Annotated in this window: 26 protein-coding genes and 2 tRNA genes; 11 read left to right on the forward strand and 17 right to left on the reverse strand. The window is 69.8% G+C overall.

Annotation, left to right across the window (positions count from 1 at the left end):
* The first annotated feature begins 1 nt into the window (after position 1).
* The 3 genes from leuD (at position 2) to KTR66_RS10735 (ending at position 1,926) form a co-directional block, all read left to right on the forward strand.
* On the forward strand, positions 2-628 hold the full coding sequence (leuD, locus tag KTR66_RS10725) for a 3-isopropylmalate dehydratase small subunit (protein ID WP_213612595.1): 627 nt from the start codon (positions 2-4) through the stop codon (positions 626-628).
* Positions 625-1,737 (forward strand): 3-isopropylmalate dehydrogenase, encoded by a 1,113-nt coding sequence (gene leuB / locus KTR66_RS10730; protein ID WP_213612596.1) that lies wholly within the window; start codon positions 625-627, stop codon positions 1,735-1,737. Before leuD ends, leuB begins: the two co-directional genes overlap by 4 nt.
* Positions 1,738-1,850: 113 nt before the next feature.
* Positions 1,851-1,926 (forward strand) — tRNA-Arg (locus KTR66_RS10735).
* 75 nt (positions 1,927-2,001) lie between these two features.
* On the opposite strand, the gene KTR66_RS10740 is transcribed toward KTR66_RS10735, so the two are convergent.
* Genes KTR66_RS10740 through KTR66_RS10755 form a run of 4 tightly spaced genes read right to left on the reverse strand, consistent with a single transcriptional unit; the run spans position 2,002 to position 5,189 of the window.
* Complete coding sequence (locus KTR66_RS10740) at positions 2,002-2,964, reverse strand: tripartite tricarboxylate transporter substrate binding protein (RefSeq protein WP_213612597.1); 963 nt, start codon at positions 2,962-2,964, stop codon at positions 2,002-2,004.
* A 26-nt stretch (positions 2,965-2,990) separates the two neighbouring features.
* Positions 2,991-3,644 (reverse strand): nucleoside phosphorylase, encoded by a 654-nt coding sequence (locus KTR66_RS10745; protein WP_213612598.1) that lies wholly within the window; start codon positions 3,642-3,644, stop codon positions 2,991-2,993.
* Positions 3,637-5,001, reverse strand: a complete 1,365-nt coding sequence (locus KTR66_RS10750) for an amidase (RefSeq protein WP_213612599.1) — start codon at positions 4,999-5,001, stop codon at positions 3,637-3,639. The genes KTR66_RS10745 and KTR66_RS10750 overlap by 8 nt, the downstream gene beginning before the upstream one ends.
* Positions 4,998-5,189, reverse strand: coding sequence for a hypothetical protein (locus tag KTR66_RS10755; protein WP_213612600.1), 192 nt, complete (start codon positions 5,187-5,189; stop codon positions 4,998-5,000). Before KTR66_RS10755 ends, KTR66_RS10750 begins: the two co-directional genes overlap by 4 nt.
* A gap of 264 nt (positions 5,190-5,453) precedes the next feature.
* Between KTR66_RS10755 and KTR66_RS10760 the strand changes: the two genes are divergently transcribed.
* From KTR66_RS10760 to ychF, 6 genes are all read left to right on the forward strand, one after another.
* Positions 5,454-6,623, forward strand: a complete 1,170-nt coding sequence (locus tag KTR66_RS10760) for a CaiB/BaiF CoA-transferase family protein (protein WP_213612601.1) — start codon at positions 5,454-5,456, stop codon at positions 6,621-6,623.
* The gene (locus KTR66_RS10765; protein WP_213612602.1) at positions 6,620-7,513 is read left to right on the forward strand and encodes a hydroxymethylglutaryl-CoA lyase; all 894 of its coding nucleotides are present in this window, start codon (positions 6,620-6,622) and stop codon (positions 7,511-7,513) included. Before KTR66_RS10760 ends, KTR66_RS10765 begins: the two co-directional genes overlap by 4 nt.
* Positions 7,514-7,650: 137 nt before the next feature.
* Positions 7,651-8,322: a 50S ribosomal protein L25/general stress protein Ctc gene (locus KTR66_RS10770; protein WP_213612603.1), complete on the forward strand. Its 672-nt coding sequence runs from the start codon at positions 7,651-7,653 to the stop codon at positions 8,320-8,322.
* A gap of 12 nt (positions 8,323-8,334) precedes the next feature.
* Positions 8,335-8,907, forward strand: a complete 573-nt coding sequence (gene pth, locus KTR66_RS10775; protein ID WP_213612751.1) for an aminoacyl-tRNA hydrolase — start codon at positions 8,335-8,337, stop codon at positions 8,905-8,907.
* Positions 8,907-9,350, forward strand: a complete 444-nt coding sequence (locus KTR66_RS10780) for a hypothetical protein (RefSeq protein ID WP_213612604.1) — start codon at positions 8,907-8,909, stop codon at positions 9,348-9,350. The genes pth and KTR66_RS10780 overlap by 1 nt, the downstream gene beginning before the upstream one ends.
* Positions 9,351-9,374: 24 nt before the next feature.
* A complete protein-coding gene (ychF, locus tag KTR66_RS10785; RefSeq protein WP_213612605.1) occupies positions 9,375-10,469 on the forward strand; it encodes a redox-regulated ATPase YchF in 1,095 nt (364 codons plus the stop codon).
* 63 nt (positions 10,470-10,532) lie between these two features.
* Here the strand turns inward: ychF and KTR66_RS10790 are convergent, their stop codons facing one another.
* From KTR66_RS10790 to KTR66_RS10800, 3 genes are all read right to left on the reverse strand, one after another.
* A complete protein-coding gene (locus tag KTR66_RS10790) occupies positions 10,533-11,795 on the reverse strand; it encodes a Zn-dependent hydrolase (RefSeq protein ID WP_213612606.1) in 1,263 nt (420 codons plus the stop codon).
* A gap of 64 nt (positions 11,796-11,859) precedes the next feature.
* Positions 11,860-11,936, reverse strand: a tRNA-Arg gene (locus KTR66_RS10795).
* Between the two features lie 43 nt (positions 11,937-11,979).
* A complete protein-coding gene (locus KTR66_RS10800; RefSeq protein WP_213612607.1) occupies positions 11,980-12,531 on the reverse strand; it encodes a carboxymuconolactone decarboxylase family protein in 552 nt (183 codons plus the stop codon).
* 55 nt (positions 12,532-12,586) lie between these two features.
* Here KTR66_RS10800 and KTR66_RS10805 point away from each other — a divergent pair, with 55 nt between their 5' ends.
* Positions 12,587-14,149 carry a sulfatase-like hydrolase/transferase gene (locus KTR66_RS10805; protein WP_213612608.1) on the forward strand — a complete coding sequence of 521 codons (1,563 nt, stop codon included), beginning with the start codon at positions 12,587-12,589 and terminating at the stop codon, positions 14,147-14,149.
* A gap of 64 nt (positions 14,150-14,213) precedes the next feature.
* Here the strand turns inward: KTR66_RS10805 and KTR66_RS10810 are convergent, their stop codons facing one another.
* Both KTR66_RS10810 and KTR66_RS10815 read right to left on the reverse strand, forming a co-directional pair.
* Positions 14,214-14,711 (reverse strand): flavin reductase, encoded by a 498-nt coding sequence (locus KTR66_RS10810; protein ID WP_213612609.1) that lies wholly within the window; start codon positions 14,709-14,711, stop codon positions 14,214-14,216.
* 8 nt (positions 14,712-14,719) lie between these two features.
* Entirely contained in the window at positions 14,720-15,403 is a 684-nt protein-coding gene (locus tag KTR66_RS10815; protein ID WP_213612610.1) for a DUF3047 domain-containing protein, read from the reverse strand.
* Between KTR66_RS10815 and KTR66_RS10820 the strand changes: the two genes are divergently transcribed.
* Positions 15,387-16,154, forward strand: coding sequence for a dienelactone hydrolase family protein (locus KTR66_RS10820; RefSeq protein WP_371819087.1), 768 nt, complete (start codon positions 15,387-15,389; stop codon positions 16,152-16,154). The two genes, KTR66_RS10815 and KTR66_RS10820, sit on opposite strands and share 17 nt — an antisense overlap.
* 39 nt (positions 16,155-16,193) lie before the next feature.
* Here the strand turns inward: KTR66_RS10820 and gloA are convergent, their stop codons facing one another.
* The 8 genes from gloA to rseP form a co-directional block, all read right to left on the reverse strand.
* On the reverse strand, positions 16,194-16,589 hold the full coding sequence (gloA, locus tag KTR66_RS10825) for a lactoylglutathione lyase (RefSeq protein ID WP_371819088.1): 396 nt from the start codon (positions 16,587-16,589) through the stop codon (positions 16,194-16,196).
* Between the two features lie 28 nt (positions 16,590-16,617).
* Positions 16,618-17,451: an LpxI family protein gene (locus KTR66_RS10830; RefSeq protein ID WP_213612612.1), complete on the reverse strand. Its 834-nt coding sequence runs from the start codon at positions 17,449-17,451 to the stop codon at positions 16,618-16,620.
* Positions 17,448-18,302 carry an acyl-ACP--UDP-N-acetylglucosamine O-acyltransferase gene (lpxA, locus tag KTR66_RS10835; RefSeq protein ID WP_371819089.1) on the reverse strand — a complete coding sequence of 285 codons (855 nt, stop codon included), beginning with the start codon at positions 18,300-18,302 and terminating at the stop codon, positions 17,448-17,450. The genes KTR66_RS10830 and lpxA overlap by 4 nt, the downstream gene beginning before the upstream one ends.
* Positions 18,299-18,775 carry a 3-hydroxyacyl-ACP dehydratase FabZ gene (fabZ, locus tag KTR66_RS10840; protein WP_371819103.1) on the reverse strand — a complete coding sequence of 159 codons (477 nt, stop codon included), beginning with the start codon at positions 18,773-18,775 and terminating at the stop codon, positions 18,299-18,301. The genes lpxA and fabZ overlap by 4 nt, the downstream gene beginning before the upstream one ends.
* Positions 18,775-19,779: a UDP-3-O-(3-hydroxymyristoyl)glucosamine N-acyltransferase gene (gene lpxD, locus KTR66_RS10845; RefSeq protein WP_249732030.1), complete on the reverse strand. Its 1,005-nt coding sequence runs from the start codon at positions 19,777-19,779 to the stop codon at positions 18,775-18,777. Before lpxD ends, fabZ begins: the two co-directional genes overlap by 1 nt.
* A 61-nt stretch (positions 19,780-19,840) precedes the next feature.
* Positions 19,841-20,608, reverse strand: coding sequence for an OmpH family outer membrane protein (locus tag KTR66_RS10850; RefSeq protein ID WP_213612614.1), 768 nt, complete (start codon positions 20,606-20,608; stop codon positions 19,841-19,843).
* Positions 20,609-20,629: 21 nt separating this feature from the next.
* A complete protein-coding gene (gene bamA / locus KTR66_RS10855) occupies positions 20,630-22,957 on the reverse strand; it encodes an outer membrane protein assembly factor BamA (protein ID WP_213612615.1) in 2,328 nt (775 codons plus the stop codon).
* 95 nt (positions 22,958-23,052) lie between these two features.
* Positions 23,053-24,168 carry an RIP metalloprotease RseP gene (gene rseP / locus KTR66_RS10860; RefSeq protein ID WP_371819090.1) on the reverse strand — a complete coding sequence of 372 codons (1,116 nt, stop codon included), beginning with the start codon at positions 24,166-24,168 and terminating at the stop codon, positions 23,053-23,055.
* Positions 24,169-24,175: the final 7 nt, after the last annotated feature.

Consider the following 24,175-nt stretch of genomic DNA (forward strand, 5'->3'; position numbering starts at 1 on the left):
CATGCAAGCCTTCACCACGCTGACCGGCATCGCGGCCCCGCTTCCCAAGGCCAATGTGGATACCGACCAGATCATCCCCGCGCGCTTCCTGAAGTCCATCGCGCGCACGGGCTTCGGCAAGAACCTCTTCGCCAATTTCCGCTACAATCCGGATGGCTCGGAGCAGCCGGATTTCGTGCTGAACCAGGAGCCCTATCGCAAGGCCGAGATCCTCATCGCCTTCGAGAATTTCGGCTGCGGCTCCTCGCGTGAGCATGCGCCCTGGGCGCTGCTCGATTTCGGCATCCGCTGCGTGATCGCGCCCGACTTCGCCGACATCTTCCACAACAACAGCTTCAAGAACGGCCTGCTGCCCATCCGCCTGCCGCGCGAGATCTGCGAGAAGCTGATGGAAGATGCCAAGCTCGGCGGCAATGCGCGCATCACGGTGGATCTGGAGCGCAATGTCGTCGTGCGCCCGAATGGCGAGGAGATCTCCTTCTCCATCGACCCGTTCCGCCGCCACTGCCTGCTGAACGGCCTCGATGATATCGGCCAGACGATGCAGCACACGACTTCCATCGACAGCTATGAAGACAAGCAGCGCCAGGCCCAGCCCTGGCTGCACGCCGCGGAGAACCGCCTGTGATCGCCAACAAGAAGCTCCTCGTCCTGCCGGGTGACGGCATCGGCCCCGAGGTGATGCACGAGGTCCGCCGCGTCATCGACTGGATGGAAAGCCGCCGCATGGTGCGCTTCGAGATCGGCGAGGGCCTGGTGGGTGGTGCGGCCATCGATGCCGAGGGCGTGCCCTGCCCGGACCGCACGCTGGAAGCCGCGCGCAACGCCGATGCCGTGCTCTTCGGCAGCGTGGGCGGCCCCAAGTGGGACAAGCTGCCCTTCGAGCAGCGCCCTGAGCTTGGCATCCTGCGCCTGCGCAAGGAGCTTGGCCTGTTTGCCAACCTCCGCCCGGCCATCGTGCTCGATCCGCTCGTGGACGCCTCCTCGCTGAAGCCCGATGTGGTGCGCGGCCTCGACATCATGATCGTGCGGGAGAGCACGGGCGGCATCTATTTCGGTGAGCCGCGCGGCATCCATACCGACGCCAACGGCAAGCGCGTCGGCATCGACACCGAGGTCTATTCGGAGGAGGAGATCGCCCGCGCCGCGCGCGTCGCCTTCGACCTCGCGCGCAAGCGCCGCAACAAGGTGACGAGCACCGAGAAGGCGAATGTCATGCAGTCCGGCCGCCTCTGGCGCGCCGTGGTGAGCGAGGTCCACAAGGCCGAGTTCCCGGATGTCGAGCTCGAGCACATGTATGCCGACAATGCGGCGATGCAGCTCTGCTCCCGCCCCAAGCAGTTCGACGTGATCCTCGCCTCCAACCTCTTCGGCGACGTGCTGAGCGATCTCGCGGCCGCTCTCACCGGCTCGCTTGGCATGCTGCCTTCGGCCACGCTGGGCGCCGTGCAGCCCGATGGCCGCCGCCATGCGCTCTATGAGCCGATCCACGGCTCGGCCCCGGATATCGCGGGCAAGGGCATCGCGAATCCGTCGGCGCAGATCCTCTCCTTCGCCATGCTGCTGCGCTGGTCCTTCGGCATGGAGGAGCAGGCGAAGCTGGTGGAGCAGGCGGTGGAGCGCGTGCTGGCCGGTGGTCTGCGCACGGCCGACATCATGCAGCCCGGCATGGCGCGCATCAGCTGCTCCGTGATGGGCGAGAGCGTGGTGCGGGAGTTGAACAAGCTCGCCGGTTGATCCGCGCGGCACGCATGGCGCCCTTGCCGCAACGCGCGGCGGGATCGTCACAAAGCTGACGCCCGGGGGGTTGCGCGGCATGGCCGCGAAGGCTATTCCCCGGGCCACGGCAAGCACCCGTAGCTCAATGGATAGAGCACCAGACTACGAATCTGGGGGTTGGAGGTTCGAGTCCTTCCGGGTGCGCCACTCTTCCTGCGATGCCGATACGAAAAAGGGCGAGCCTCACGGCTCGCCCTTTTCGCGTCCGGCGCTGTGCGCGCCTTACTCGGGCTCGATCCCCGCGGCGCGGATCGCGTTCGTCCACTTCACCGTCTCGCTGCGCATGAAGGCCACCGCCTCCTCCTGCGTGGAGGGCGTGACACTCATGCCCAGCGTCTGCTCCAGCCGCTGGCGCAGCTCGGGGTTCTGCGTCGCATGGCGCACGGCGGCGTTGAGGCGCGCCAGCACGGCGGGCGGTGTGCCCGTGGGCGCCACCAGCACGAACCAGGCGAAGAGCTCGTAGTTCGGCAGGTTGCCGGCCTCGGCCACGGTCGGCACATCGGGCAGCTGCGGCGAGCGCGTGCGCGTCGTCACACCCAGCACGCGGAGCTGGCCCGCCTGGGTGGGCGGCAGGATCACCGCCTGGTCGGCGATGAAGACGTCCACGCGGCCCGAAATCAGATCCTGCACGGCGGCCGGCGAAGCGCGGTAGGGCACGTGCAGCATGCGCACGCCGGCCATCGAGGCCAGCATCTCGGAGGCCACGCGCTGCGAGGAGGATGCGGAGGCGAAGGAGATCGCCTCCGGCCGCGCGCGGGCCGCGGTGAGCAGATCGGCCAGCGTGCGGTGCGGGCTGTTGGCCGGCACCGCCACCAGCAGCGGAACGGAAGCGAGCAGCGACGCCGGGACGAAGTCGCGCTCCATATCGAAGGGCACGCGGCGGAACAGCGCGTTCGCCGCGGCATTGGTGGAGTTGGTGCCGAAGAGCAGCGTCAGGCCATCCGGCGCCGAACGCGCGACGAATTCGGCACCGATCAGCCCCGAGGCGCCGGCGCGATTCTCGACGACGACGGGCTGGCCCAGCACCTCGCGCATGCGCTCGGCAAACAGACGCGCCACGATGTCGGTCGCGCTGCCGGCGGCGAAGGGTACGACGGCGCGGACGGGCGCCGCGGGCCATTCCTGGGCGGCGGCGGGCAGCGCGAGCGCGGCGGGGGCGGCGGTGAGAAGCGTGCGGCGAAGCATGGTGGGTCCTCCGGTTTGGCGCGGAGTTAGAGCGCGGGAGCCGCAGAGGCAAGAACACGGCGCAGCGCGGCATGGGCGGCGGCGCTGGCGCGTGCCAGGCGCAGCAGGGCAGGGAGGTCTTGCGGCCGGCGCAGCAGCGCGCGCAGCACGCGGCCGGGCGCGGGTGAGCCATCCGGGTTGAGCCCGACCGCGGCCGCTTCGGGCAGCACATCTCGCGGCCCGTCCGCCACGGCCCGCAGAGCCGCGAAAGGCAGGCCGCGCGCCGCGGCGAAGCGCCAGGCGGCGCCGCTTTCCATATCCACTGCCAGCGCGCCCGAGGCACGGTACAGCGCGGCCTTGGCGGCGCCGCTGTCCAGCAGCGCATCGCTCGCCGCGAGCACGCCTGAGCGCGCCTTGCAGCGGGCCTGCAGCGTGGCGGACCAGGCGGCGTCCACGGCGCGCGCCACGCCCGCTTCCCAGAGCGCGGAGGCCACCAGCACGTCGCCGGTGGCGACATCGGGCGCCAGGCCGCCCGCGATGCCAAAGGAGAGAACAGCGGCCGCATCCGCGGGCCACAGCGTCGCAAGCCGCGCCGGATCGCCGCCGGAGACGATGCAGCGCACCCCCGCCGGCAGCAGTGCCGCCTCGCTCTTCAACCCGACGACGACGACGCAGCCGGGCGGGAAGATCGCCTCAACCATCCAGCGGCGGCGCGCGGTCCTTCCAGGGTGCCGCGCGTTCGAAGCCATGCGCCACGCGCAGCAGCAGCGCTTCGGTGAAGGCCGGCGTCACGAATTGCAGCGAAAGCGGCAGACCGCGGGCGGAGAGGCCCGACATCAGGGTGATGGCCGGATGCCCGCTGACGTTGAAGGGCGTGCGCGCTTGGCGCGGATAGGTGCGCTCCACGGCTTCCGTGTCGTCAATCTTGCAGGCGGGGTCCATGCTGCTCGCCGTCAGCAGCACATCCACCTCATCGAAGGCGGCGTTGATCGCCGCGATGAGCTGCGTGCGGCGCCGTGCCGCGTGCATGTAGTCCACCGCGGGCAGGAAGAGGCCCGGCAACAGGCGGCGGCGCGTGACATTCGCGTATTCGTCCGGGCGCGTGGTCAGCCATTCCTCATGCACGGCGGAGCTTTCGGCGTAGAGCACGGTGCGGTTGACGGCGGCGAACTCGGAGAGGCGAGGCAGGGTCACATCGGTGACGATGGCGCCCTCGGCGGCGAGCAGGCGGGCACCCTCTTCGAGCGCCGCCGCCATCTCCGGGTCGGCCGGCATGTCGGTCTCATGGAAATGCCGCACGAACCCGATGCGCAGGCCCTTGAGGCCGAGGCCCAGATCGCGCGTGTAATCCTCGCGCCCGCCCGACATCACGTTCAGCATCAGCGCGGCATCGCGCACGGTGCGCGTCAACGGCCCCACATGGTCGAGCGAGAAGGCCAGCGGGAACACGCCCTCCCGTGGCACGAGGCCATAGGTCGCCTTCAGGCCGACGATCCCGCAATGGGACGCCGGGTGCCGCACGCTGCCCCCGGTATCCGTCCCGAGTGCGGCCGGCAGCATGCGCGCGGCGACCGCCGCGCCCGAGCCGGAGGAGGAGCCGCCCGGGTGATGCGCCGTGTTCCAGGGGTTGCGCGCGGGCGGGAAGGGCAGGTCGAAGGCCGGGCCGCCGATCGCGAACTCGTGGGTTGCCAGCTTGCCCGGAAACACGGCACCGCCCTGGCGCAGCAGCCCAACCACCGCCGCATCCTCGCTCGCCACGTGGTCGAGGCGAAGGCGCGAATGGCAGGTCGTCGGATGCCCGGCGAGGTCGATGATGTCCTTGATCCCGATCGGAATGCCATGCAGCGCGGAACGGGGGCCGTTGCGCCTGATCTCGGCCTCGGCCTCGCGCGCGGCGGCTTCGGCCTCGGGCAGGGTCTGACGGATGAAGGCGTTGATGCGCGGCTCCAGCGCCGCGATGCGCGCTGCGCAGTCGGCGAGCAGTTCCACCGGCGAGAGCTTGCCGGCGGCGATGAGGCCCGAGGCTTCGGCCAGCGTCATCTGATGCGGCGCGGTCATGCGCGCGGGCCCCCGTGGGACAGCCCCTGATAGGCGGGCGTCGGCTCCAGCGCCGGGTCGCTGCTGCGGGGCAGGGCGGCCTTGTGCTTGGCGAGCGTGGCCAGCGCTTCTTCCACATCGGCCGGGAAGCGGGCGGCCGTCGCGGCGAGGCCGGCGGCCTCAGCCAGGGTTTTGGTGCGGTCATCCATGCGGGCATTCCTCCGGCGTGATGCAGGCGAGAGTGACGCAAGCCGGAGGCGGGGCAAAGATGGGGGCGGATGCGGCAGCACCCGCCCCCGAGTTGGGTCGCGCGCCTGCGGGGGGGCAGGCGGCATCCGGGAGAGACGGGAGGGTCAGGGGAACCGCTCCCGAGACCCGGCATAAGGCCGCGCCATGAACAAAGCGTTGCGCTCGAATTCTCGCCGGGCGCGCGCCGCGCTAAACCCGCGCCAGCGAATCACGGGGGAACACGCATGCTGCCCTTGCAAGGCCTGAAGATCGTCGAGCTGGGGCACTACATCGCCGCCCCCTTCTGCACCCGCCTGCTGGCCGATCTCGGCGCCGAGGTGATCAAGGTCGAGCCGCCCGATGGCGACCCCTTCCGCGGCTGGGGCTCCAAGAAGGACGGGCATTCCGTCTGGTTCAGCGTGCATGGCCGCAACAAGCTCTCCGTCACGCTCGACCTGAAGAGCGCCGAGGGTCAGCGCCGCGTGAAGGCGCTCTGCGCGCGGGCCGATGCGATGGTGGAGAATTTCCGCCCCGGCTATCTGGAGCGCATCGGCCTCGGCCCCGCCGTGCTGCAGGCGGAGAATCCGCGCCTCACCATCGCGCGCATCAGCGGCTACGGGCAGGACGGGCCCTATCGCGACAAGCCCGCCTTCGGCGCGATCGGCGAGGCGATGGGCGGGCTGCGCCACCTGACCGCCAATCCGGGCCAGAGCGAATACCCGCCGCCGCGCTGCGGCGTTTCCATCAGCGATGATCTGGCGGGGATGTATGCGGCCCTCGCCCTGGTGTCCGCCTGCTGGGGGCGCGACCGCAGCCCCGATGGCAAGGGCCGCATCCTCGATCTCGACCTCGTCAGCAGCGTCTTCTCGCTCATGGAGGGCATGCTGCCGGAATACGGGCTGACCGGTGCCATCCGCCAACCCGCGGGGGCGGCCATCCCGACCGCCGCGCCCACCAACACCTACCCGTGTGCCGATGGCAAATGGCTCTGCGTCGCCGGCAACTCGGACCTGATCTTCCGCCGGCTGATGACGCTGATCGGGCGTGAGGACCTCTCGGCCGATCCGCGCATGGCGACGAATGGCGGCCGCTGCGAGCACGCGGCCGAGCTCGACGCCGCCATCGCCGCCTGGACGCGGACGCTGCCCGCGCGCGAGGCCGAGGCGCTGCTGGAGAAGGCCGAGGTTCCCTGCTCGCGCCTCTACGACATCGCCGATTGCGCGAATGACCCGCATTTCCGCGCGCGCGGCACCGTGCTTCCGGTGCAGGACCCGCTGCTGGGCGAGGTGTTGCACCCGGCCCCCCCCTTCCGCCTGGATGGCGTCACCCCGGCCGAGATGGTGCGCTGGACGGGCCGTGCGGCCGGTGCTGACAATGACCACGTGTTCCATGAATTGCTGGGAGAAGCCCGATGAACGTCACCCTCTCCGAGGTGAGCCCGCGCGACGGGCTGCAGCCCATCAAGCAATTCGTGCCGACCGAGACGAAGATCGCCCTTGTCCGCGCGCTGCACGCGGCCGGCATCCGCCGCATGGAGGTGGGCAGCTTCGTCAGCCCGAAGGCCATCCCGCAAATGGCCGATACGGGCGAGGTGCTGCAGGCGGCGAAGCAATTGGACGGGCTGGAATGCACCGTGCTGGTGCCAAATCGCCGCGGCTTCGATACGGCGATCGCGGCCGGGGCCGATCGCCTGGGCCTCTTCATGTCGCTCACCGAGGGGCACAACCAGGCCAATCTCAACCGCTCGCGCCAGGCGAGCTTCGATGACCTCGCTGGAATCGTGCGCGATGCGCCGAAGGGCCAGAAGATCCGCTTCAACCTCTCCTGCACCTTCCACTGCCCCTTCGAGGGCGTGGTGGATGAGGCCGACGCCCTCTCCTGGGTCGAGCGCGTCGCCGCGCTGAACCCGGAGATGGAGATCTCGCTCTGCGACACCACGGGCAATGCGGCGCCCGACCAGGTGCGGCGGATGATGCGCCAGGCCATCGCAAATTTCGGTGATCGCTTCGCCTATCACGGGCACGACACCTATGGCCTCGGCCTCGCCAACATGGCCGCCGCCTGGGAGGCGGGCTGCCGGGTCTTCGATGCGGGCTCGGGCGGCATCGGCGGCTGCCCCTATGCGCCGGGTGCCACGGGCAATACCGCGATGGAGGATGCGGTCTGGATGTTCCACCGCATGGGTGTGGAGACCGGCATCCATTGGGGCAGGCTGCTGGAGGCGGCGGATCTGGCCGCCGGCATCGCAGGCGCGCTGCCCGGCGGGCGCGTGCGCGGCGTGCCGGGGGCGCGGGCTGCGGCATGAGAGCCCCGCGCGTTTCAGGGGTTGGCGCGGGGCCGCGCATCCCCTAAACCCCCTCGCACGGTGGCACCCCTGGAGGCCGCCTCCATGCGCGCGCCCATCGCGCCGCGTGGAATCACACCCGTTAAGGAGCAAGTGGCATGGTCCAAACCATCAGGATCGAGGCCGCGGCGCGCGGGCGTGCCGGTAAGGGGGCGGCGCGCGCGACCCGGCGAGAGGGGCTGGTCCCCGGTGTTGTCTATGGGGCGAAGCAGGAGGCGACGCTGGTCGCTTTCGATCCCCGCGACATCATGAAGGAAATGCACAAGGGCGGCTGGCAGTCGCACCTCTATGAGGTGGCGGTGAAGGACGGCCCGACCGAGCGTGCGCTGATGCGCGACGTGCAGTTCGACCCGGTGACGGACCGCCCGCTGCACATCGATTTCCAGCGTCTCGCGCCCGGCGCCCGCATCCGCGTGAAGGTGCCCGTCACCTTCCTGCACGAAGAGACCTGCCCGGGCATCAAGGCCGGCGGCGTGCTCAACGTCGTCCGCCGCGAGATCGAGGTGATGGCCGATGTGGACACGGTGCCCGAGCGCTTCGAGGTTGATCTGGCCGAGGCCAAGATCGGCGAGAGCCTGCGCTGGTCCGCCGTGAAGGACGCCTTCGGCGCCAAGCCCGTGATCACCGGCCGTGACTTCGTCGTGGCGACCATCGCGGCACCCACCGTGGTCGAGGATGCCGTGGCCGCGCCCCCGGCGGAAGTGCAGGCGACCAAGCAGAAGGCCCCGGCCGCTGCGGCCGCCGCCAAGGCCCCCGCGAAGAAGAAGTAAGCCCGCTTGGCGCTGCTCTGGGTGGGTCTCGGCAATCCCGGGCCCGAACACGCAAGGCAGCGCCACAATATCGGCTTCATGGCGCTCGACGCCATTCAACGCCGCCACGGGTTCGCCCCGTGGCGGTCCAAGTTCAAGGCGGAACTCTCCGAGGGCACGCTCGCCGGCCAGAAGGTCTTCCTCCTCAAGCCGCAGACCTACATGAATTTGAGCGGCGATGCGGTGAAACCCGCCAGCGCCTTCCACAAGATCCCGCCCGCCGCCATCACCGCCTGGCATGACGAGCTCGACCTCGCGCCGGGCAAGATGCGCGTGAAGCAGGGCGGCGGCACGGCCGGGCATAATGGGCTGCGCGACATGCAGCGGGCGCTGGGCACGGCGGAATTCGGCCGCGTGCGGCTGGGCATCGGCCATCCCGGCCACAAGGACCGCGTGAGCGGCTATGTGCTGGGCGGCTTCGCCAAGGATGAGAGCTGGGTCGGCCCACTGCTCGATGCGCTGGCCGACGCCGCGCCCCTGCTGGCCGAGGGCAAGCCGGCCGATTTCATGACGCGGGTGGCGCTGCTCACCCAGGAGAAGCCCTGATGGAACCGATGGTGGTTGAAGAATTCTTCGGCGGCCCGGGCCCCGAGGATCTGCTGAACGCGGCCGCCGCCATTGCCCAGGCGTTGCGGCAATTTGCGGCGACCGAGGCCCAGGCGGCCGCGGGCCTCACCGCCTGCCTGCCCCGCGCGGGTGAGCCGGGCCCGATCAGCGACATCCGCCGCGGCAAGGCGGTGGCGCAGGCGGCCGCCGAGGCTGCGAGCCGCGCCGCGCTGCTGCTGGAAGCGGCCGACCTGCTGGCCCCCGGCGGCACGGCGGCCGAGATCGCGGCCGCACTGGGCAATGCCACCAAGCGCGCGGGCCTGCCGCCCGGCGTGCTGATCCCGCTGCTGCGCGCGGCGGCCCTTTCCCTGCCCACGGATGACGCCTCGGCCCGCATCGCGGCCTCGGTGCGCGTGCAGGAACTTGCCAACCTGCTGGCCTGACATCTTTCAGACGGAACCAATCAGATGGGCTTCAATTGTGGAATCGTGGGCCTGCCCAATGTCGGCAAGTCCACCCTGTTCAACGCGCTGACGCAGACGGTGGCGGCGCAGGCGGCGAATTACCCCTTCTGCACCATCGAGCCCAATATCGGCCGCGTGGCCGTGCCGGATGAGCGGCTGCAGAAGCTCGCCGCCATTGGCAAGAGCCAGAAGATCATCCCGACCAGCCTGGAATTCGTGGACATCGCGGGCCTAGTGCGCGGCGCCTCCAAGGGCGAGGGGCTGGGCAACCAGTTCCTCGGCAATATCCGCGAGGTGGATGCCATCGTGCATGTGCTGCGCTGCTTCGAGGATGGCGATGTGACGCATGTCGAGGGCAGCGTGGACCCGCTGCGCGACATGGAGACGATCGAGACCGAGCTGATGCTGGCCGATCTCGACAGCCTCGAGAAGCGCGTGCCTGCGCTGCAGAAGAAGGCGCGCGGCAATGACAAGGAGGCGCAGGCGCAGTTGGCCCTGGTCGAAGCCTTGCTGCCCGCGCTGCAGGCCGGCCGCGCCGCCCGCACCGCCGTGCCCAAGGGCGAGGAGGAGGCGGCGAAGCGCCTCGGCCTGATGACGACCAAGCCCGTGCTCTATGTCTGCAATGTCGAGGAAGGCTCGGCCGCCACCGGCAATGCGCACAGCCAGCGCGTGCTGGAATTCGCGGCACGCGAGAAGGCCAGCGCCGTCGTCGTCTCGGCCGCCATCGAGGCCGAGATCGCGCAGATGGCCGAGGCCGACCGTGGCGAGTTCCTGGAGACGCTGGGGCTGTCGGACAGCGGCCTCGATCGCGTGATCCGCGCGGGCTACGGGCTGCTCGGCCTCATCACCTATTTCACGGTCGGCCCCAAGGAGACGCGCGCCTGGACCATCATCCGCGGCATGACGGCGCCGCAGGCGGCGGGCGTGATCCATGGCGATTTCGAGCGCGGTTTCATCGCGGCCGAGACCATCGGCTATGACGACTACATCGCGCTGGGCGGCGAGCAGGGCGCCAAGGAGGCCGGCAAGATGCGCGTCGAGGGCAAGGGCTATGTCGTGCGCGATGGCGACGTGATGCTGTTCCGCTTCAACGTCTGAGGCGCGGTCGAGTCTGATCGCCGTTGGTGGCTTCACCAAAGGCGTGAATCAGCCTCGCAGACATCAGGCGGCCGCTTTCGCGCACCAATGCGTGATGGCGGCGGTGGCGGCGGCGAAATCCTCCATCCGCATGTCTTCCAGCGGCGTGTGGCTGCCATTCTGGTTGCGCACGAAGACCATCATCGCCGGAATGCCGGCCTGGGCGAAGGCCGCCGCATCATGCCCGCCGCCGGAGGGCATGATCTTGTGGGCGATGCCCATGGCTTCCGCCGATTGGCGCAGCGCCTCGCGCAGCTTCGCATCCATCGGCGTGGGCATGCTGGCCTGGCGGCCTTCGAGCGCGAAGCTCACGCCGCGCGCGGCGCTGATCTCCGCGATCAGGCGGTCAATCTCGGCATAGGCGCGATCCAGCGTCGCTATTTCGGGCGCGCGCACATCGAGGCTGAAGCTGATCTCGCCCGGCACCTTGCCGAAGCCCGCCTGGTCGCTGGTTTCGATGGTGCAGAAGGTGATGACGAGCGGTACGCCCTCCGCCTCCAGCCCGCCCCAGAACAGGTCCAGCCGATGCGCGAATTCCGCGAGCGCGAGGGCCGCATCATGCCGATAGGCGCGCGGCGTCGCACCCGAATGGTTCCACTCGCCGCGCACCAGTCCGCGCCGCACGCGCCGATTGCCGGGCAGGGCGGTGACGAGGCCCATCGGGATCTCCTCCGCGTCCAGCACCGGGCCCTGCTCGATATGCAGCTCGACATAGGCGGCGACCGTCTCGGGCAGGATGTGCTGGCGGCCCTGGCGCAGCGCCTCCGGGTCGAAGCCCAGTTCGCGCATGTGGTGCTCCAGCGAGAGGCCGGTATCGGGCCGGAGGATGGCGAGGTTCTCGGGCGGGAAGCTGCCCAGCGCGCCGCGGCTGCCCGGGAAGCCGTTGAACCAGGCGCCGCCCTCCTCGGCGCGGATCGCCATGACCGTCACGTCGCGCGTGGGCGTGAAGCCCGCCTGGCGCATGCCGGCCACCACCGCCATGCCGCAGAGCACGCCCGCCGCGCCATCGTAATTGCCGCCCTGCGGCACGGAATCGAGATGGCTGCCCAGGATGATGCGCGGCAGGCTGCGATCCGTCCCCGGCAGCGTCATGTACATGTTGCCGGCAAAGTCCACGCTGATCTCGAGGCCGAGCTTCTCCGCCTCGGCGCGCACCAGCGCATGGGCGATCTCCTCGCCGCGGCCATAGGCTTCGCGCGTGACACCCACGCCGTCGAAGGTGGTCTCGCGCAGCGCGTCGAAGAGGCGCTGGGCGAGGGCGATGTCGGGGCGGAGGTTCGTGGCCATGCCGCATCTTTCCCCGCGGGGCGCGCGATCGCAACCGGCGCGGTCAGGTGATGCAGGGAAGGAGTGGCGGACCCGAATGGATTCGAACCATCGACCTCTGCCTTCGGAGGGCAGCGCTCTATCCAGCTGAGCTACGGGTCCACGCTGCCCTCTTCCTAGCCGAAGGCAGCGCGCCTTGGAAGCCTCACGCCGCGAAGGGATCTGGCGTGCCGTCCGGCAGCGGCACCCGCGCCACGTTCAGCGTGAGCCCGACCGCGGTGTAGTAGCCGCAGATGCCCAGCAGCTCGGCCACGCCGGTCTCGCCGAACATGGCCTTGGCCGTGTCGAAGGCGGCATCGCTCACATCGCCATCGGCGTGCAGCTCGGTGCAGAAGCGGTGCACCGCGGCTTCGTCCGCCGCCATGCCCTGCGGCGGCTGGCCGAGGCGCACCGCCTCCGCGATCTCGGGCTTCAGGCCGCCGGCCAGCGCCAGCGGATGGTGTGCGAACCACTCGTAGCGCGCGCGGTAGCGCTTTGCTGTGATCAGGATGGCGAGTTCCGAGAGGCGGGCCGGAAAGCTGCTGCCCCAGCGCATGAAGCGGCCCGCGCGCTGCAGCGCATCGGCCATGTCGGGGCTGTGCAGCCAGGCGGGGAAGGGCCCGCGCAGCCCGCCGCGCGCGCCGGCGCCGATGGCCTCCGCCACCTCGCGCTGGCGCTCGGTCATCATCTCGGGCGTGAGTTCGGTGAAGCGGGGCATGGCATTTCCTCGGGCGTTGTTCGCGCTAGGATGGCCGTGTCCCGGGGAAACGCCAATGCCTGCGAAGAACGTACTCTTCATCATGTGCGACCAGCTGCGCTGGGATCACCTCGGCTGCGCGGGCCACCCCTTCCTGAAGACGCCCAACATCGATGCGCTGGCCGCACGCGGCGTGCGCTTTTCCCAGGCCTATGTGCAATCGGGCATCTGCGGCCCCTCGCGCATGAGCTTCTACACGGGGCGCTATGTGGCCAGCCACGGTGCCACGCATAACCGCGTGCCGCTGGGCGTGGGCGAGGTGACGCTGGGCTGGCACCTGCGCCAGGCGGGCCGCACCCTGGCGCTGGCCGGCAAGACCCACATGCTGCCCGACGCGCATGGCATGAAGCGCCTGCTGCTCGACGGGCAGGAGGAGCTGGCCGTGCTGCTGCGCGAGGGCTGGTTCACCCTGGTGGACCGCCATGACGGCCACCACGCCGAGACCGAGAGTGCCTATGCCCATTGGCTGCGCGCCCAGGGCTATGACGGCCCCGACCCCTGGACCGATCACGTCATCGCGGTCGAGAGCCCTGCGGGCGAGGTGCTGAACGGCTGGAAGATGCGCAACGCCCGCCACCCCGCCCGCGTGCGCGAGGAACACAGCGAGACCGCCTACACGACCGACCAGGCGCTGCGCTTCATCCGCGCGCAGGGCGAGAATCCCTGGGTGCTGCACCTCTCCTACGTGAAGCCGCACTGGCCCTACATCGCGCCCGCGCCCTACCACGCCATGTACACGCCGGAGCAATGCCTGCCCGTGCAGCGCCACGCGGCCGAGCGCGGGCCGGACATCCACCCCATGCTGCGCGAATTCCAGAACGAGGAGGTGGCGGAGAGCTTCCAGCTGGATGACTGCATCGCGACCGTGCGCCCGGCCTATCAGGGGCTGATCGCGCAGATCGACGCGCATCTCGGCCGCCTCTGGGCGCTGCTGGAGGAGACGGGCCGCTGGCGCGACACCATGGTGATCTTCACCAGCGACCATGGCGATTACCTCGGCGACCATTGGCTGGGTGAGAAGGAGCTCTTCCACGACTGCATCCAGCGCGTGCCCTTCCTGCTCTACGATCCGTCGGCGGCGGCGGACGCCACGCGCGGGACGGTGGAGGGGCGCTTCGTCGAGGCGATCGACGTGGTGCCCACCATTCTCGATGCCCTGGGTCTCGAGGCGCAGCCGCATGTGCTGGAGGGGCGCTCGCTGCTCGCGCTCACGCGCGGCTCCGCGACGGAATGGCGCGATGCGGTGGTGAGCGAGCTGGACTGGACCTTTCGCGGCGCGCGCCGGCGGCTGGGTTTGCCCACCGGCCAGCATCGCGCCTTCATGATCCGCGACGCGCGCTGGAAATACATCCATTGGACGAGCGGCCTGCGCCCGCAGCTCTATGACCTCGTGGCGGATCCGGAGGAGTATTTCGACCTCGGCGCCGATCCCGCGCTCGAGCCGGTGCGGGCCGTGATGCGTGAGAAGCTGCTGGCCTGGGCGACCGGCCTTAAATGCCGCACGACGCTGACCTGGGCCGAGGCGGAATTCCGCACGGACAGGCACAAGGCGGCCGGCGTGTTCTATGGCGAGTGGTGAGACGCGAGCCTTTGCCGAGGGACGGATTCACGCCTTTGGTGATTCCACCAAAGGCGATCAGGCCCTAAGCCGCCTTCCCCACCAGGTGATAGTCCCGCGCGAAATACAGCAGCGCGGCCTCCACGCCATCCGCCGTGCGGATCGCCTCGATCTCGGCGAACATCACGAGATGCGTGCCCTTCTCCACCACATCGGTGATGCGCGCATCGAAGGCGACCAGCGCACCCTCCAGCACCGGCGCGCCGGTGTGCAGCTTGCGCCAGGTGCCGGAGTTGAAGCGCGCCGCGCCATCCACGCCTGTGAACCCGGCGAAGACGCCCGAGAGATCCTGATGCGTGCCGCAGAGGGTGTTCACCGCCAGCACGCCGTTCTGCCGGAAGGCTTCGCAGGAGGAGACGCTGCGGTTCATGCAGACCAGCAGTGTGGGCGGGCTGTCTGTCACGCTGCAGACTGCGCTGGCGGTGAAGCCGCCCAGGCCCCCTGGACCATCGGTGGTGACGATGTTCACCGCGGCCGGCAGCCGCGCCATGGCGTCGCGAAATTCCTTGCGTTCGATCGGCATCGTCTCTCCTAGGCGCAGCGGGTGAAGCGGATCCGTTCCACCATGGCGGAAATTCGGCTCTGTGTATCGTCCGCATCCGTGCCGATGGCGATTTCCTGCAAGGGCGGCGGGTCGCCAATGAAGGCTTCGCGCCAGTCCTTGGCGAGGTCCACGCGCTCCTCGAACCAGCGGCCCGTCGGCGCCGTGGCCGGGCGCAGGATGCGCACCTTGCCGAGGCCGCTGAGCCAGGGGCTGTAGAAGCTCTCTGGCTCCTGCCCCGTGCCGCCCCAGGCATAGATCAGCACGCTGCGCGGCAGGGCATGGCTGCCGGCACGGGCCTGCGCCACCCCATGCTGCATGCGTTGCCAGACGGTCGAGCGGCTGGGCCAGCCCTGGAAACCCACTGCAATGGAGATCGCGCGGTCATCGCCGCCGCGGCGTGTGAGATCGGTGGGCGGGGGGGCCGCATCCACCCTCCAGCGCCAGGTGAGGCAGCCGGGCACGCCATCGACGCGGCGCCAGACGAAGCTGCCCGCGCCCTGACCCTCGATCGCCACGCCATCGGGCAGGCTCCGGAAGCTGGCGGCGCGGATCCCGTCATACTCGCCATGCGTCCAGCCCGCGGCCGCGAGTCCGGCCTCCGTCGCCGCCCGCGCCACGGCGGGGGCGGTGAGGCCCAGTGTCACGGAGGCGAGCATGGCGCGACGATCCATCGTGGTTTACATGGCCGCCATCGAGGTTTGCGCCAAGGGAGATGACGCCATGTCCACCATCAAGATCGCCGCAACCGACGGAAGCGGCTCATTTGACTGCCTGGTTGTGACCCCGAAGACACAGGCGCCCACCGGCGTCGTGGTCATGATCCAGGAAATCTTCGGCATCAACGCCGCCATGCGCTCGCTCTCGGCCTGGGTGGCCGATATGGGCTTCATCGCGGTCGCGCCCGACCTGTTCTGGCGCCAGGAGCCGGGCGTGCAGCTCGACCCCGATGCCGGCCAGGCGCAGTGGGATCGTGCCTTCGCGCTCTTCAACGGCTTCGACCAGGAGAAGGGGCTCGAGGATCTGAAGGCCACCATCGCCGCCGCGCGCAAGCTGCCGGGCGCCAACGGGAAGGTCGGCACCATGGGCTTCTGCCTGGGCGGCCGCATGGCCTTCAAGACGGCGGCGCACACCGATGCGGACTGCAATGTCAGCTACTATGGGGTGGGCATCGAGGGCATGCTGGGCGACGCGCCCGGCATGAAGGGCCCGCTGCTGATGCACATCGCCGAGCTCGACAAGTTCGTGCCGCCGGCCGCGCAGAAGGCGATCCTGGAGGGGCTCGCCGGCCACCCGAAGGTGACCTGCCATGTCTATCCGGGCGTGGACCACGCCTTCGCCCGCATGGGCGGCCATGCCTGGGATGCACGCGCGGCCACCATCGCGAATGGGCGTACGGCGGAGTTCCTGGTGAAGTACCTCTGAGCGTGGCGCCGGCCCGGCATGTGCCGGGCCGGCACCCCCTTACTTCCGCTGGATCAGCTCGATCTTGTAGCCGTCCGGGTCCTCGATGAAGGCGATCAGCGTGGTGCCGAACTTCACGGGGCCCGGCTCGCGCGTGATCTTCACGCCCGCCGCGCGCATCTTTTCGCAGACGCCGTAGATGTCCGGCACGCCGATGGCGAGGTGCCCGAAGGCGCCGCCCATCTCATAGCTGGCGACGCCGTAATTGTAGGTCAGCTCCAGCACCGTCTCGCTCTTCTCATCACCGTAGCCGAGGAAGACGAGGGTGTACTTGCCGTCCGGCACGTCGTTCCGGCGCAATTCGCGCATGCCGAGATGCGTCGTGTAGAAGGCCACGCTGCGCTCGAGGTCGCCCACGCGCAGCATGGTGTGCAGGTAGCGGAAGGGATGGTCCATCATGTCTCTCCGTCGGATGGGCGCGCAATCAGGCTGAACGCGCGAAAGTCTCGGGCTCGACCGCGATGACAAAGAGGCCCTGCTTGCGGGCCTCGGCCACCAGGCCTTCACTATCGGCCAATATGGTGCGTCCCGCCTCGATGGCGATGCCACGCAGGCCGGCCTCGGCCGCGTGCCGGACGGTGAGCGAGCCGACGACGGGTGCATCCACCCGCAGCTCCTGCTGCGGCTTGGCGAGCTTCACCAGCACGCCGCCCGGGCCATCGCGGCGCAGGCTTCCCGCACGCGCCAGCAGGGCATCCGTGCCCTCCACGGCCTCGATGCCGAGGACCAGCCCCTGCTGCACCACGATGGATTGGCCCACATCCTGGTCTGCCAGGGCGCGCAGCACACCGATGCCGCGCAGGATGTCGGTGTGCGCCATCTCGTCCGGCGCCTCGCCGGCCAGCAGCCCGGCCTCGGCGGTGCTGGAGGGCAGCAGCGATTGCGGCGCCACCACCTCGAAGCCTTCCTCGCCCAGGATGCCGATGAAGTTGCGCAGCAGCGTGTCGTCGCCGGCGAAGACGGCCTTGCCCAGCCGCGCGATCACCTTCGCCATCCAGGCATCGGGCCAGAGCGTGAGTGGCGAGAGGCGCTTTGCCCGCCCGCAGAGGACGAGATGCGTGATGCCCTCGGCCCGCAGCCGCTGGATGATGGCACCGCCCGCGCCCACGCGCTCCTCGATATGCGGGTAGCTGCGCAGGCCGGGGTCGTCGTGGAAGTCGCGTAGCAGGACCACGAAGACCTCATGCCCGCTGGCCGTCGCGGCCGCCGCGACGCGGGCCGGGAAGGGGCCGCCGCCGGCGACCAGGCCGAGCTTCAAGCCTCTTCCTCGTCGCCACCCAGCTCGGCGGCCATGCGGCCGGGGCGGATCAGCTCGCGCTTGCGCTCGTCGGAGCGCAGGAAGGCCAGCACCTCCTCCACCAGCGCATCGCCGGCGAAGCGCTGCTCCGCCGCATCCATGCGCGCGGCGAAGGTGCCGGGATCGCGGAACAGCAGCCGGAAGGCCGAGCGCAGCGCGTGCAGGTTCTCGCGCGAGAAGCCGCGGCGGCGCAGGCCCACCACATTGAGGCCGACGAGGCGCGCGGGCAGGCCGAAGACATTGCCGAAGGGCGGGATGTCGTTGGTGACGCCGGCCAGGCCGCCCACCATCGCGTGCCGGCCCACGCGCACCATCTGGTGGATGGCCGAGCCACCGCCCAGGAAGCACTGCTCGCCCAGCTGCACATGGCCGCCCAGCATGACGTTGTTGGCGAGGATCACGCGGTCGCCCACGCGGCAATCATGGCCGACATGGCTGCAGGCCATCAGCAGGCAATCGGCGCCGATGCGCGTCATCCCCTGGCCGCCCACGCTGCCGCGATGCACCGTCACATGCTCACGCAACTGGCTCCGGGCGCCGATGGTGACGCCGGTCGGCTCGCCCTTGTACTTCAGGTCCTGCGGCGGCAGGCCGACGGAGGCATAGGGCGAGAGCTTCACCTCCGCGCCGATCACGGTCTGCCCCTCGATCACGACGTGGGAGGCGAGCTCAACGCCCTCCTCCAGCACGACGGCGGCACCGACGATGCAATAGGGGCCGATGCGACAGCCGGCGCCGATGCGGGCGCCGGGCTCGATGATCGCGGAGGGATGAATCTGCGCCGTGCCGGAGATGCGGTCCACGGGGCTCACCGGTCCCGGATCATGGCGGCATAGGTCGCCTCGGCCACAACCTGGCCATCCACCTTGGCCTGGCCACTGAACTTCCAGACATTGGCCCGGCGCTGCACCCGCGTCACATGCACCATCACCTGGTCTCCGGGCACCACGGGGCGACGGAACTTGGCACCCTCGATGGACATGAAATAGACGAGCTTGCCCTCGGCATCCGGGCCCAGCGTGGCGACGACGAGCACGGCCGCGGTCTGCGCCATGCTCTCGATCAGCAGCACGCCCGGCATCACCGGCTCGGTCGGGAAATGGCCCTGAAAGAAGCTCTCGTTGATCGAGACGTTCTTCACGCCGACCGCCGATTCGCCGAGGACGATGTCCACCACGCGGTCGATCAGCAGGAAGGGGTAGCGATGCGGGATGGACCGCATGATCTGGGCAATGTTGTAGCTGCCGATCACGGCGCTGGGCGGGGCGGCCTCATCCATCTCCATCACTCCGGTTTTTGCTTGGCAGCGGGGCGGGAATCGCTGCCGAGGCGCTTCAGGACCAACATCGCGCGGATCGCCTCCTTCTTGGGGGCGGCGGGGGAGCCGAGCACCTCGATCCCCGCGGGCACGTCATTCATCACGCCAGCCTGCGCGCCGATGCGCACCTGGCTGCCGATCTTCAGATGTCCCGTGATGCCCGCCTGGCCGCCGGCCATCACATAATCGCCCAGCGTGGTCGAGCCCGAGACGCCGACCTGTGAGACGAGGACGCAGCCGCGCCCGGTGCGGACGTTGTGGCCGATCTGCACGAGGTTATCGATCCGCGTGCCGGGGCCGAGCACCGTCTCGCCCAGAGCCCCGCGATCCACGCAGCTATTGGCGCCGATCTCCACCGCATCGCCCAGCCGGACCAGGCCCAACTGGGGGGCGGTGACGAAGCGACCATCGGCGGTGGTGTTGAAGCCGAAGCCTTCCTGGCCGATGCGCGCACCGGGATGCAGCACCACGCCGCGGCCGAGAACCGCATGGGTCACGCTGCAATGGCTGTGGATGACGCAATCATCGCCGATGGCGACATTGGCCCCGATCAACACCAGCGGCCCGATGCGGCAGTTGCGGCCGATCTCCGCACCCGCCTCGACGACGGTGCCGGCCCCGATCTCGGTGCCCTCGCCGATGCGCGCATCGGGATGGATGACGGCGGAGGGATGGATGCGGCCGCTGGAGACCGCCGGTGGATGGAACAGCGCGGCGACGCGCCCGAAGGCCAGGGCTGTATCACGGCAGACCACGGCGATGCTGTCGGGCGGGACTGTGTCGGCGAGATCCGGGGCGACAAGCACCAGACCGGCCGCGGTCTGCGCCAGCGCCTCCTTGTAGGCGCGCCCCTCGCAGTAGCTCACCTGCAGCCGCGTCGCCGAGCCAAGCGGCGCCACGCCTTCGAAGACGCGTTCCGGATCACCGCCGCCTTCGCCCCCCGCGGCCGCGAGGATGGCGGCGAGCGGCATGAGGCGCGGTGGCCCTAGGAATCGTCGTTCGTCCGCCATGCGGGCCCCGTGTCGCCCGGACTCAGTTGCGGCGGGGCTGCTGCGCGGGCGCGGGTGCGGCCGGGCGGGCGGGCGGCGTCGGCGGGGCGGGCGGGTTCGCGCCGTCGGAATCGGGGGCGATCGTCACCTGGCGCAGCGTGCGATTGAACTGCTGCGCAACCTCCTCGGTCAGGTCGAAGCCCGGATCATTCATGATGACCAGCGGGCGCGGCACCACGATGTTGACCGAGCGGCTGGCGGCGACCTGGCGCACCACACCGGCCAGCGCTTCCTCGATCTGCATGAGGGATTGCTGCGCCGCCTGCTCGATCGCCTGGCTGCGGTTGCGGAAAATGCGCTGGCTGTCCGTGATGCGGTCCTGCAGCTCACGCTCGCGGGCGCGGATCTGGTCCGGCGTCATCTGCGTGCGCTGCACGGAGAGTGCCTGCTGCGCCTCGCGCCAGCCATTCTGCTCGCGCTGCAAATCGTCATTCAGGCGGGTGCGGCGGCGCTCGATCTCTTCACGCACCTGGTTGAAGGCGGTGGAGAGGCGCTGGATCTCGGGGATGTCCACGATGCCGATGACCGCCGTCGGCGGCGGCGAGCCGGGCGGCAGGGCGGCAGGGCGGGCCGGCTGCCCCTGGGGCGGCCGCTGCGGCTGGCCCTGCGGCTGCTGCGGCGGGCGCTGCTGCTGCTGGCCCTGCGGGCGCTGGCCGCCCTGGCCAGGGACGAACCATTCCTGGTTCTGCTGCGCCAGGGCGGGGCTCGACGCCATGAGCAGCAGGGCGAGCGCGGTGCGGAAGGATGTCATGTCGTGTACCTGTCTGCGCGCTCAGAAGCGCGTCCCGAAGCCGAAACGGAATACCTGGGTCTGGTCGTAGGATTGCTTCACCACCGCCTGCGCGAGGTCGATGTTGATCAGCCCGAAGGGGCTGCGCCAGGAGATGCCGACGCCCGTGCCCACGCGCGGCGAGGAACTGGTGCCGATATTGGGGCCCTGCACCGTGTCCCACAGCGCGCCGACATCCACGAAGGCACGGCCCAGCAGGCCGATTTCGGACGGAATGCCCGGAAGCGGGAAGCGCATCTCCGTGCTCTGCGTCCAGAGGCGGCGGCCGCCCAGGGCGTCGTTGGTCTGCAGGTCACGCGGGCCGGCGCCGGCCAGCGCGAAGCCGCGCAGGTTCTCGCCGCCCAGGAAGAAGCGGTCCACGATGCGCTCCTGGTTCCCGTTGCCGTTCCAGGGCTCGATGTAGCCAAGGCTGCCCGAGATGCTCAGGACGTAGTCCGGGTGCCCGAAGACCTGCTCGAAGGGCAGGAAGAGGGCGCCGTCCAGGCGGGCGCGGAAGAAGGCCACGTCGCCGCCCAGGCCCGCGAAGTCGGTGCCGAGGCGCATGATGTAGCCGCGCCGCGGCTCGATCAGGTTGTCGCGGGTGTCATAGGCGATGGTCTGGCTGATCTGGCTCAGCAGCGTCGTGCCGGCCTGCTCCTGGATGTAGATCGAGGCGCCCGGCTGGATGTTGTAAACTTCGCGGTTGATCAGGCTGTAGGACCAGGACTGGCGCAGGCGCTCGTTGAACTCGTAGCCCGCGCGGACCGCGAAGCCGCCGCGGCGCTCGCTGAACTGCGAGATGTTCTGCAGGTTTCGCTGGATGTAGAAGAGGTCCGCGCCGACCGCGAGGTTGCGGTCCATGAATTGCGGGTTGGTGGCCGAGAGGTCAAGCTGGCTGCGGCGCTGGGCGAGCGTCGCATTGATGCGCGCATCAATGCCGGTGCCCGAGAGGTTGCGCTCGCGCAGGCCGACATCCGCCAGGAAGCCGGCATCCGTCGAGTAGCCGCCGCCGATGCTGACCTCACCCGTCGCGCGCTCGACGACCTGGGTGTTCAGGATCGTGCGGTCCGGCGCCGAGCCGGGCGAGTTGGTGATCTGGACGTCCGAGAAATAGCCCAGGTTGCGCAGACGCTCACGCGAGCGGCGGACCTGCGCGGCGTTGAAGGCGTCGCCCTCCGCGAGGCGGAACTCGCGCCGGATCACGCGGTCCTGCGTGCGGGTATTGCCGTTGATGTCGATGCGCTCGACGAAGACGCGCGGCGCCTCGTTCACCGCGAAGGTGATGTTGATCGTGTTGTTCTCGGTGTCGCGCGTCACGCGCGGCTGCACGTCCACGAAGGGGAAGCCGCGCAGGTTCGCGCCATCGGCGATGGCCTGGGCGCTACGCTCCACCGCGTCGCCGTTATAGACGCCGCCCGCGCTGATCTCGAGGAAACGCTGCAGATCCGCGGGATTCAGGTTCGGGAAGGCCGAGGTGATCTCAACCGTGCCGAAGGTGTAACGCGGCCCCTCGTTGACGTTGTAGGTCAGGAAGAAGCCGCTGCGGTCCGGCGCCAGCTCGGCCGTCGCGGTGCCCACCTGGATGTCGGCATAGCCGGTGCGCAGATAGTAGCGGCGCAGCAGCTCGCGGTCGAAGTTCAGGCGGTCCGGATCGAAGGTGTCGGAGGAAGAGAGGAACCGGTACCAGGCCTGCTGCTTGGTCGAGATCACATCCGCGAGGCGCGCATCCGAATAGGCGCGGTTGCCCACGAAGTTCACGCGCGCGACCAGCGCGGCATCGCCCTCGGTGATCTCGAACACCACATCCACGCGGTTCTGGTCGAGCTCGATGATCTTGGGCTCGACCCGCGCGGCGAAGCGGCCGCGGCGGGCATAGAGGTCCAGGATGCGCTGGCGGTCGGCCTGCACCATCTGCGTGGTGAAGACCGAGCGCGAACGCAGCTGCACCTCCGGGCGCAGGTTGTCGTCGGAGACGCGGCGGTTGCCCTCGAAGGCGACGCGGTTGACCAGCGGATTCTCCGCCACCGTCACGATCAGGCGCGAGCCGTCGCGCGCGATGCTGACGTCCCGGAACAGGCCGGTCGCGAAGAGGCTGCGCAGCGAGCGGTCTGCGCGGTCGCTGTCATATTGGTCGCCGGGGGCGAGCAGCATATAGCTGCGGATCGTATCGATCTCGATCCGCTGGTTGCCGCGGATCTCCACGGCCGTGATCACGCCGCCCGGCGCCTCCGCACGCGCAGGGATGCTGCGCGGGCGATTCTGCGCCTCGGAGGGGACGGGGGCCAGGACCGTGAGGCCGGCCGCCACGAGCAGGATCGGATGCAGCTTCATTGTCAAACGGGAACCCACCCTGTTTCGGCCACGGAAAAGCGGCCGGACCATAGCCTCAGGCGCCTGTGGCCGCCACCCCGGGAGTGTCGTCTTCTTCATCCGATCCACCCCGCAACCCAGCGGCCGATGCCGCCATGGGCGATATCATTCCAGGTTGCAAACAGAAAAAGCCCGATCAGCACGGCGAATCCCGCCCGGAAGCCCAATTCCATGGCCCGGGGCGGCAGCGGCCGCCCGCGGATCGCTTCCGCCGCATAGAACATCAGGTGCCCGCCATCCAGCAGGGGAATCGGGAAGAGGTTCAGCAGGGCGAGGCTCACCGAGAGCAGCGCCATCAGGTTCACCAGGGGCACGATGCCGAGCGTCGCCGCCTCGCCCGAGACCTCGGCGATGCGGATCGGCCCGCCCAGCTCCTTCGGGCTGCGGGTGCCGGCGAACATTTCGCCGATGCCCACCAGCGTCTGCCAGCTGACATCGGCGGTCTGCACGGTGCCGGCCCAGAGGGCGTCCAGCGGCCCGAGGCGCTCAAACTGCGCCCGCCCGCCCTGGATGCCGAGCACGCCGACCGGCGGCGAATCGCCCCGCGCCTGCGCCGCCGGCACGGCGGTCAGCGTCAGCTCCCGCCCGTCGCGGTCCACGCGCACCTGCACCTCCTGCCCGGCGCGGGGCTGGATGTGGCGCTGCACCTGGTCGAACCGCGTGATGCGCTGGCCGTCCAGCGAGAGCACCACGTCGCCCGGCAGCAGCCCGGCGCGCTCGGCGGCCGAGGCCGGCACGACGGCCGCGATGGTGGCCAGCCCGCGCGGCACGCCATGCGTGGCGAAGAGGCCGGCGAAGAGCAGGGCGGCCAGCACGAAATTGGCGATCGGGCCGGCGGCCACGATGATGGCGCGGTCCAGCACCGGCTTGTTGTGGAAGGTTTCGCCCTCGCGCTCGGGGACGCGCTCGGCCTCGGGCGTGTCATCCAGCGGCGACTGGCCGTGCAGCTTCACGTAGCCACCGAGCGGGATCCAGGCGAGGCGCCACTCCGTGCCGCGCTTGTCGGTCCAGCGCAGCAGGGCGCGGCCGAATCCGATGCTGAAGGCATCCACATGCACCCGGCGCCAGCGCGCGGCGGCGTAATGGCCGAGCTCGTGGAAGAAGATGAGCACGCCCAGGACCACCAGGAAGGCGATCACGGTCCGCGCGGCGTCGGGCAGGAAATCCAGCAAGGTCAGC

The sequence above is a fragment of the Roseococcus sp. SDR genome, assembly GCF_019083995.1.
Lineage (GTDB): Bacteria > Pseudomonadota > Alphaproteobacteria > Acetobacterales > Acetobacteraceae > Roseococcus.

What these genes read in the sequence shown, in the direction of transcription:
- leuD (WP_213612595.1), top strand. Translation starts at nt 2, where the DNA reads ATGCAAGCCTTCACCACGCTGACCGGCATCGCGGCCCCGCTTCCCAAG.
- KTR66_RS10740 (WP_213612597.1), bottom strand. Translation starts at nt 2,964, where the DNA reads ATGCTTCGCCGCACGCTTCTCACCGCCGCCCCCGCCGCGCTCGCGCTG.
- KTR66_RS10745 (WP_213612598.1), bottom strand. Translation starts at nt 3,644, where the DNA reads ATGGTTGAGGCGATCTTCCCGCCCGGCTGCGTCGTCGTCGTCGGGTTG.
- KTR66_RS10750 (WP_213612599.1), bottom strand. Translation starts at nt 5,001, where the DNA reads ATGACCGCGCCGCATCAGATGACGCTGGCCGAAGCCTCGGGCCTCATC.
- KTR66_RS10755 (WP_213612600.1), bottom strand. Translation starts at nt 5,189, where the DNA reads ATGGATGACCGCACCAAAACCCTGGCTGAGGCCGCCGGCCTCGCCGCG.
- KTR66_RS10760 (WP_213612601.1), top strand. Translation starts at nt 5,454, where the DNA reads ATGCTGCCCTTGCAAGGCCTGAAGATCGTCGAGCTGGGGCACTACATC.
- KTR66_RS10765 (WP_213612602.1), top strand. Translation starts at nt 6,620, where the DNA reads ATGAACGTCACCCTCTCCGAGGTGAGCCCGCGCGACGGGCTGCAGCCC.
- KTR66_RS10770 (WP_213612603.1), top strand. Translation starts at nt 7,651, where the DNA reads ATGGTCCAAACCATCAGGATCGAGGCCGCGGCGCGCGGGCGTGCCGGT.
- KTR66_RS10780 (WP_213612604.1), top strand. Translation starts at nt 8,907, where the DNA reads ATGGAACCGATGGTGGTTGAAGAATTCTTCGGCGGCCCGGGCCCCGAG.
- ychF (WP_213612605.1), top strand. Translation starts at nt 9,375, where the DNA reads ATGGGCTTCAATTGTGGAATCGTGGGCCTGCCCAATGTCGGCAAGTCC.
- KTR66_RS10790 (WP_213612606.1), bottom strand. Translation starts at nt 11,795, where the DNA reads ATGGCCACGAACCTCCGCCCCGACATCGCCCTCGCCCAGCGCCTCTTC.
- KTR66_RS10800 (WP_213612607.1), bottom strand. Translation starts at nt 12,531, where the DNA reads ATGCCCCGCTTCACCGAACTCACGCCCGAGATGATGACCGAGCGCCAG.
- KTR66_RS10805 (WP_213612608.1), top strand. Translation starts at nt 12,587, where the DNA reads ATGCCTGCGAAGAACGTACTCTTCATCATGTGCGACCAGCTGCGCTGG.
- KTR66_RS10810 (WP_213612609.1), bottom strand. Translation starts at nt 14,711, where the DNA reads ATGCCGATCGAACGCAAGGAATTTCGCGACGCCATGGCGCGGCTGCCG.
- KTR66_RS10820 (WP_371819087.1), top strand. Translation starts at nt 15,387, where the DNA reads ATGGCGCGACGATCCATCGTGGTTTACATGGCCGCCATCGAGGTTTGC.
- KTR66_RS10815 (WP_213612610.1), bottom strand. Translation starts at nt 15,403, where the DNA reads ATGGATCGTCGCGCCATGCTCGCCTCCGTGACACTGGGCCTCACCGCC.
- gloA (WP_371819088.1), bottom strand. Translation starts at nt 16,589, where the DNA reads ATGGACCATCCCTTCCGCTACCTGCACACCATGCTGCGCGTGGGCGAC.
- fabZ (WP_371819103.1), bottom strand. Translation starts at nt 18,775, where the DNA reads ATGGAGATGGATGAGGCCGCCCCGCCCAGCGCCGTGATCGGCAGCTAC.
- lpxD (WP_249732030.1), bottom strand. Translation starts at nt 19,779, where the DNA reads ATGCCGCTCGCCGCCATCCTCGCGGCCGCGGGGGGCGAAGGCGGCGGT.
- KTR66_RS10850 (WP_213612614.1), bottom strand. Translation starts at nt 20,608, where the DNA reads ATGACATCCTTCCGCACCGCGCTCGCCCTGCTGCTCATGGCGTCGAGC.
- bamA (WP_213612615.1), bottom strand. Translation starts at nt 22,957, where the DNA reads ATGAAGCTGCATCCGATCCTGCTCGTGGCGGCCGGCCTCACGGTCCTG.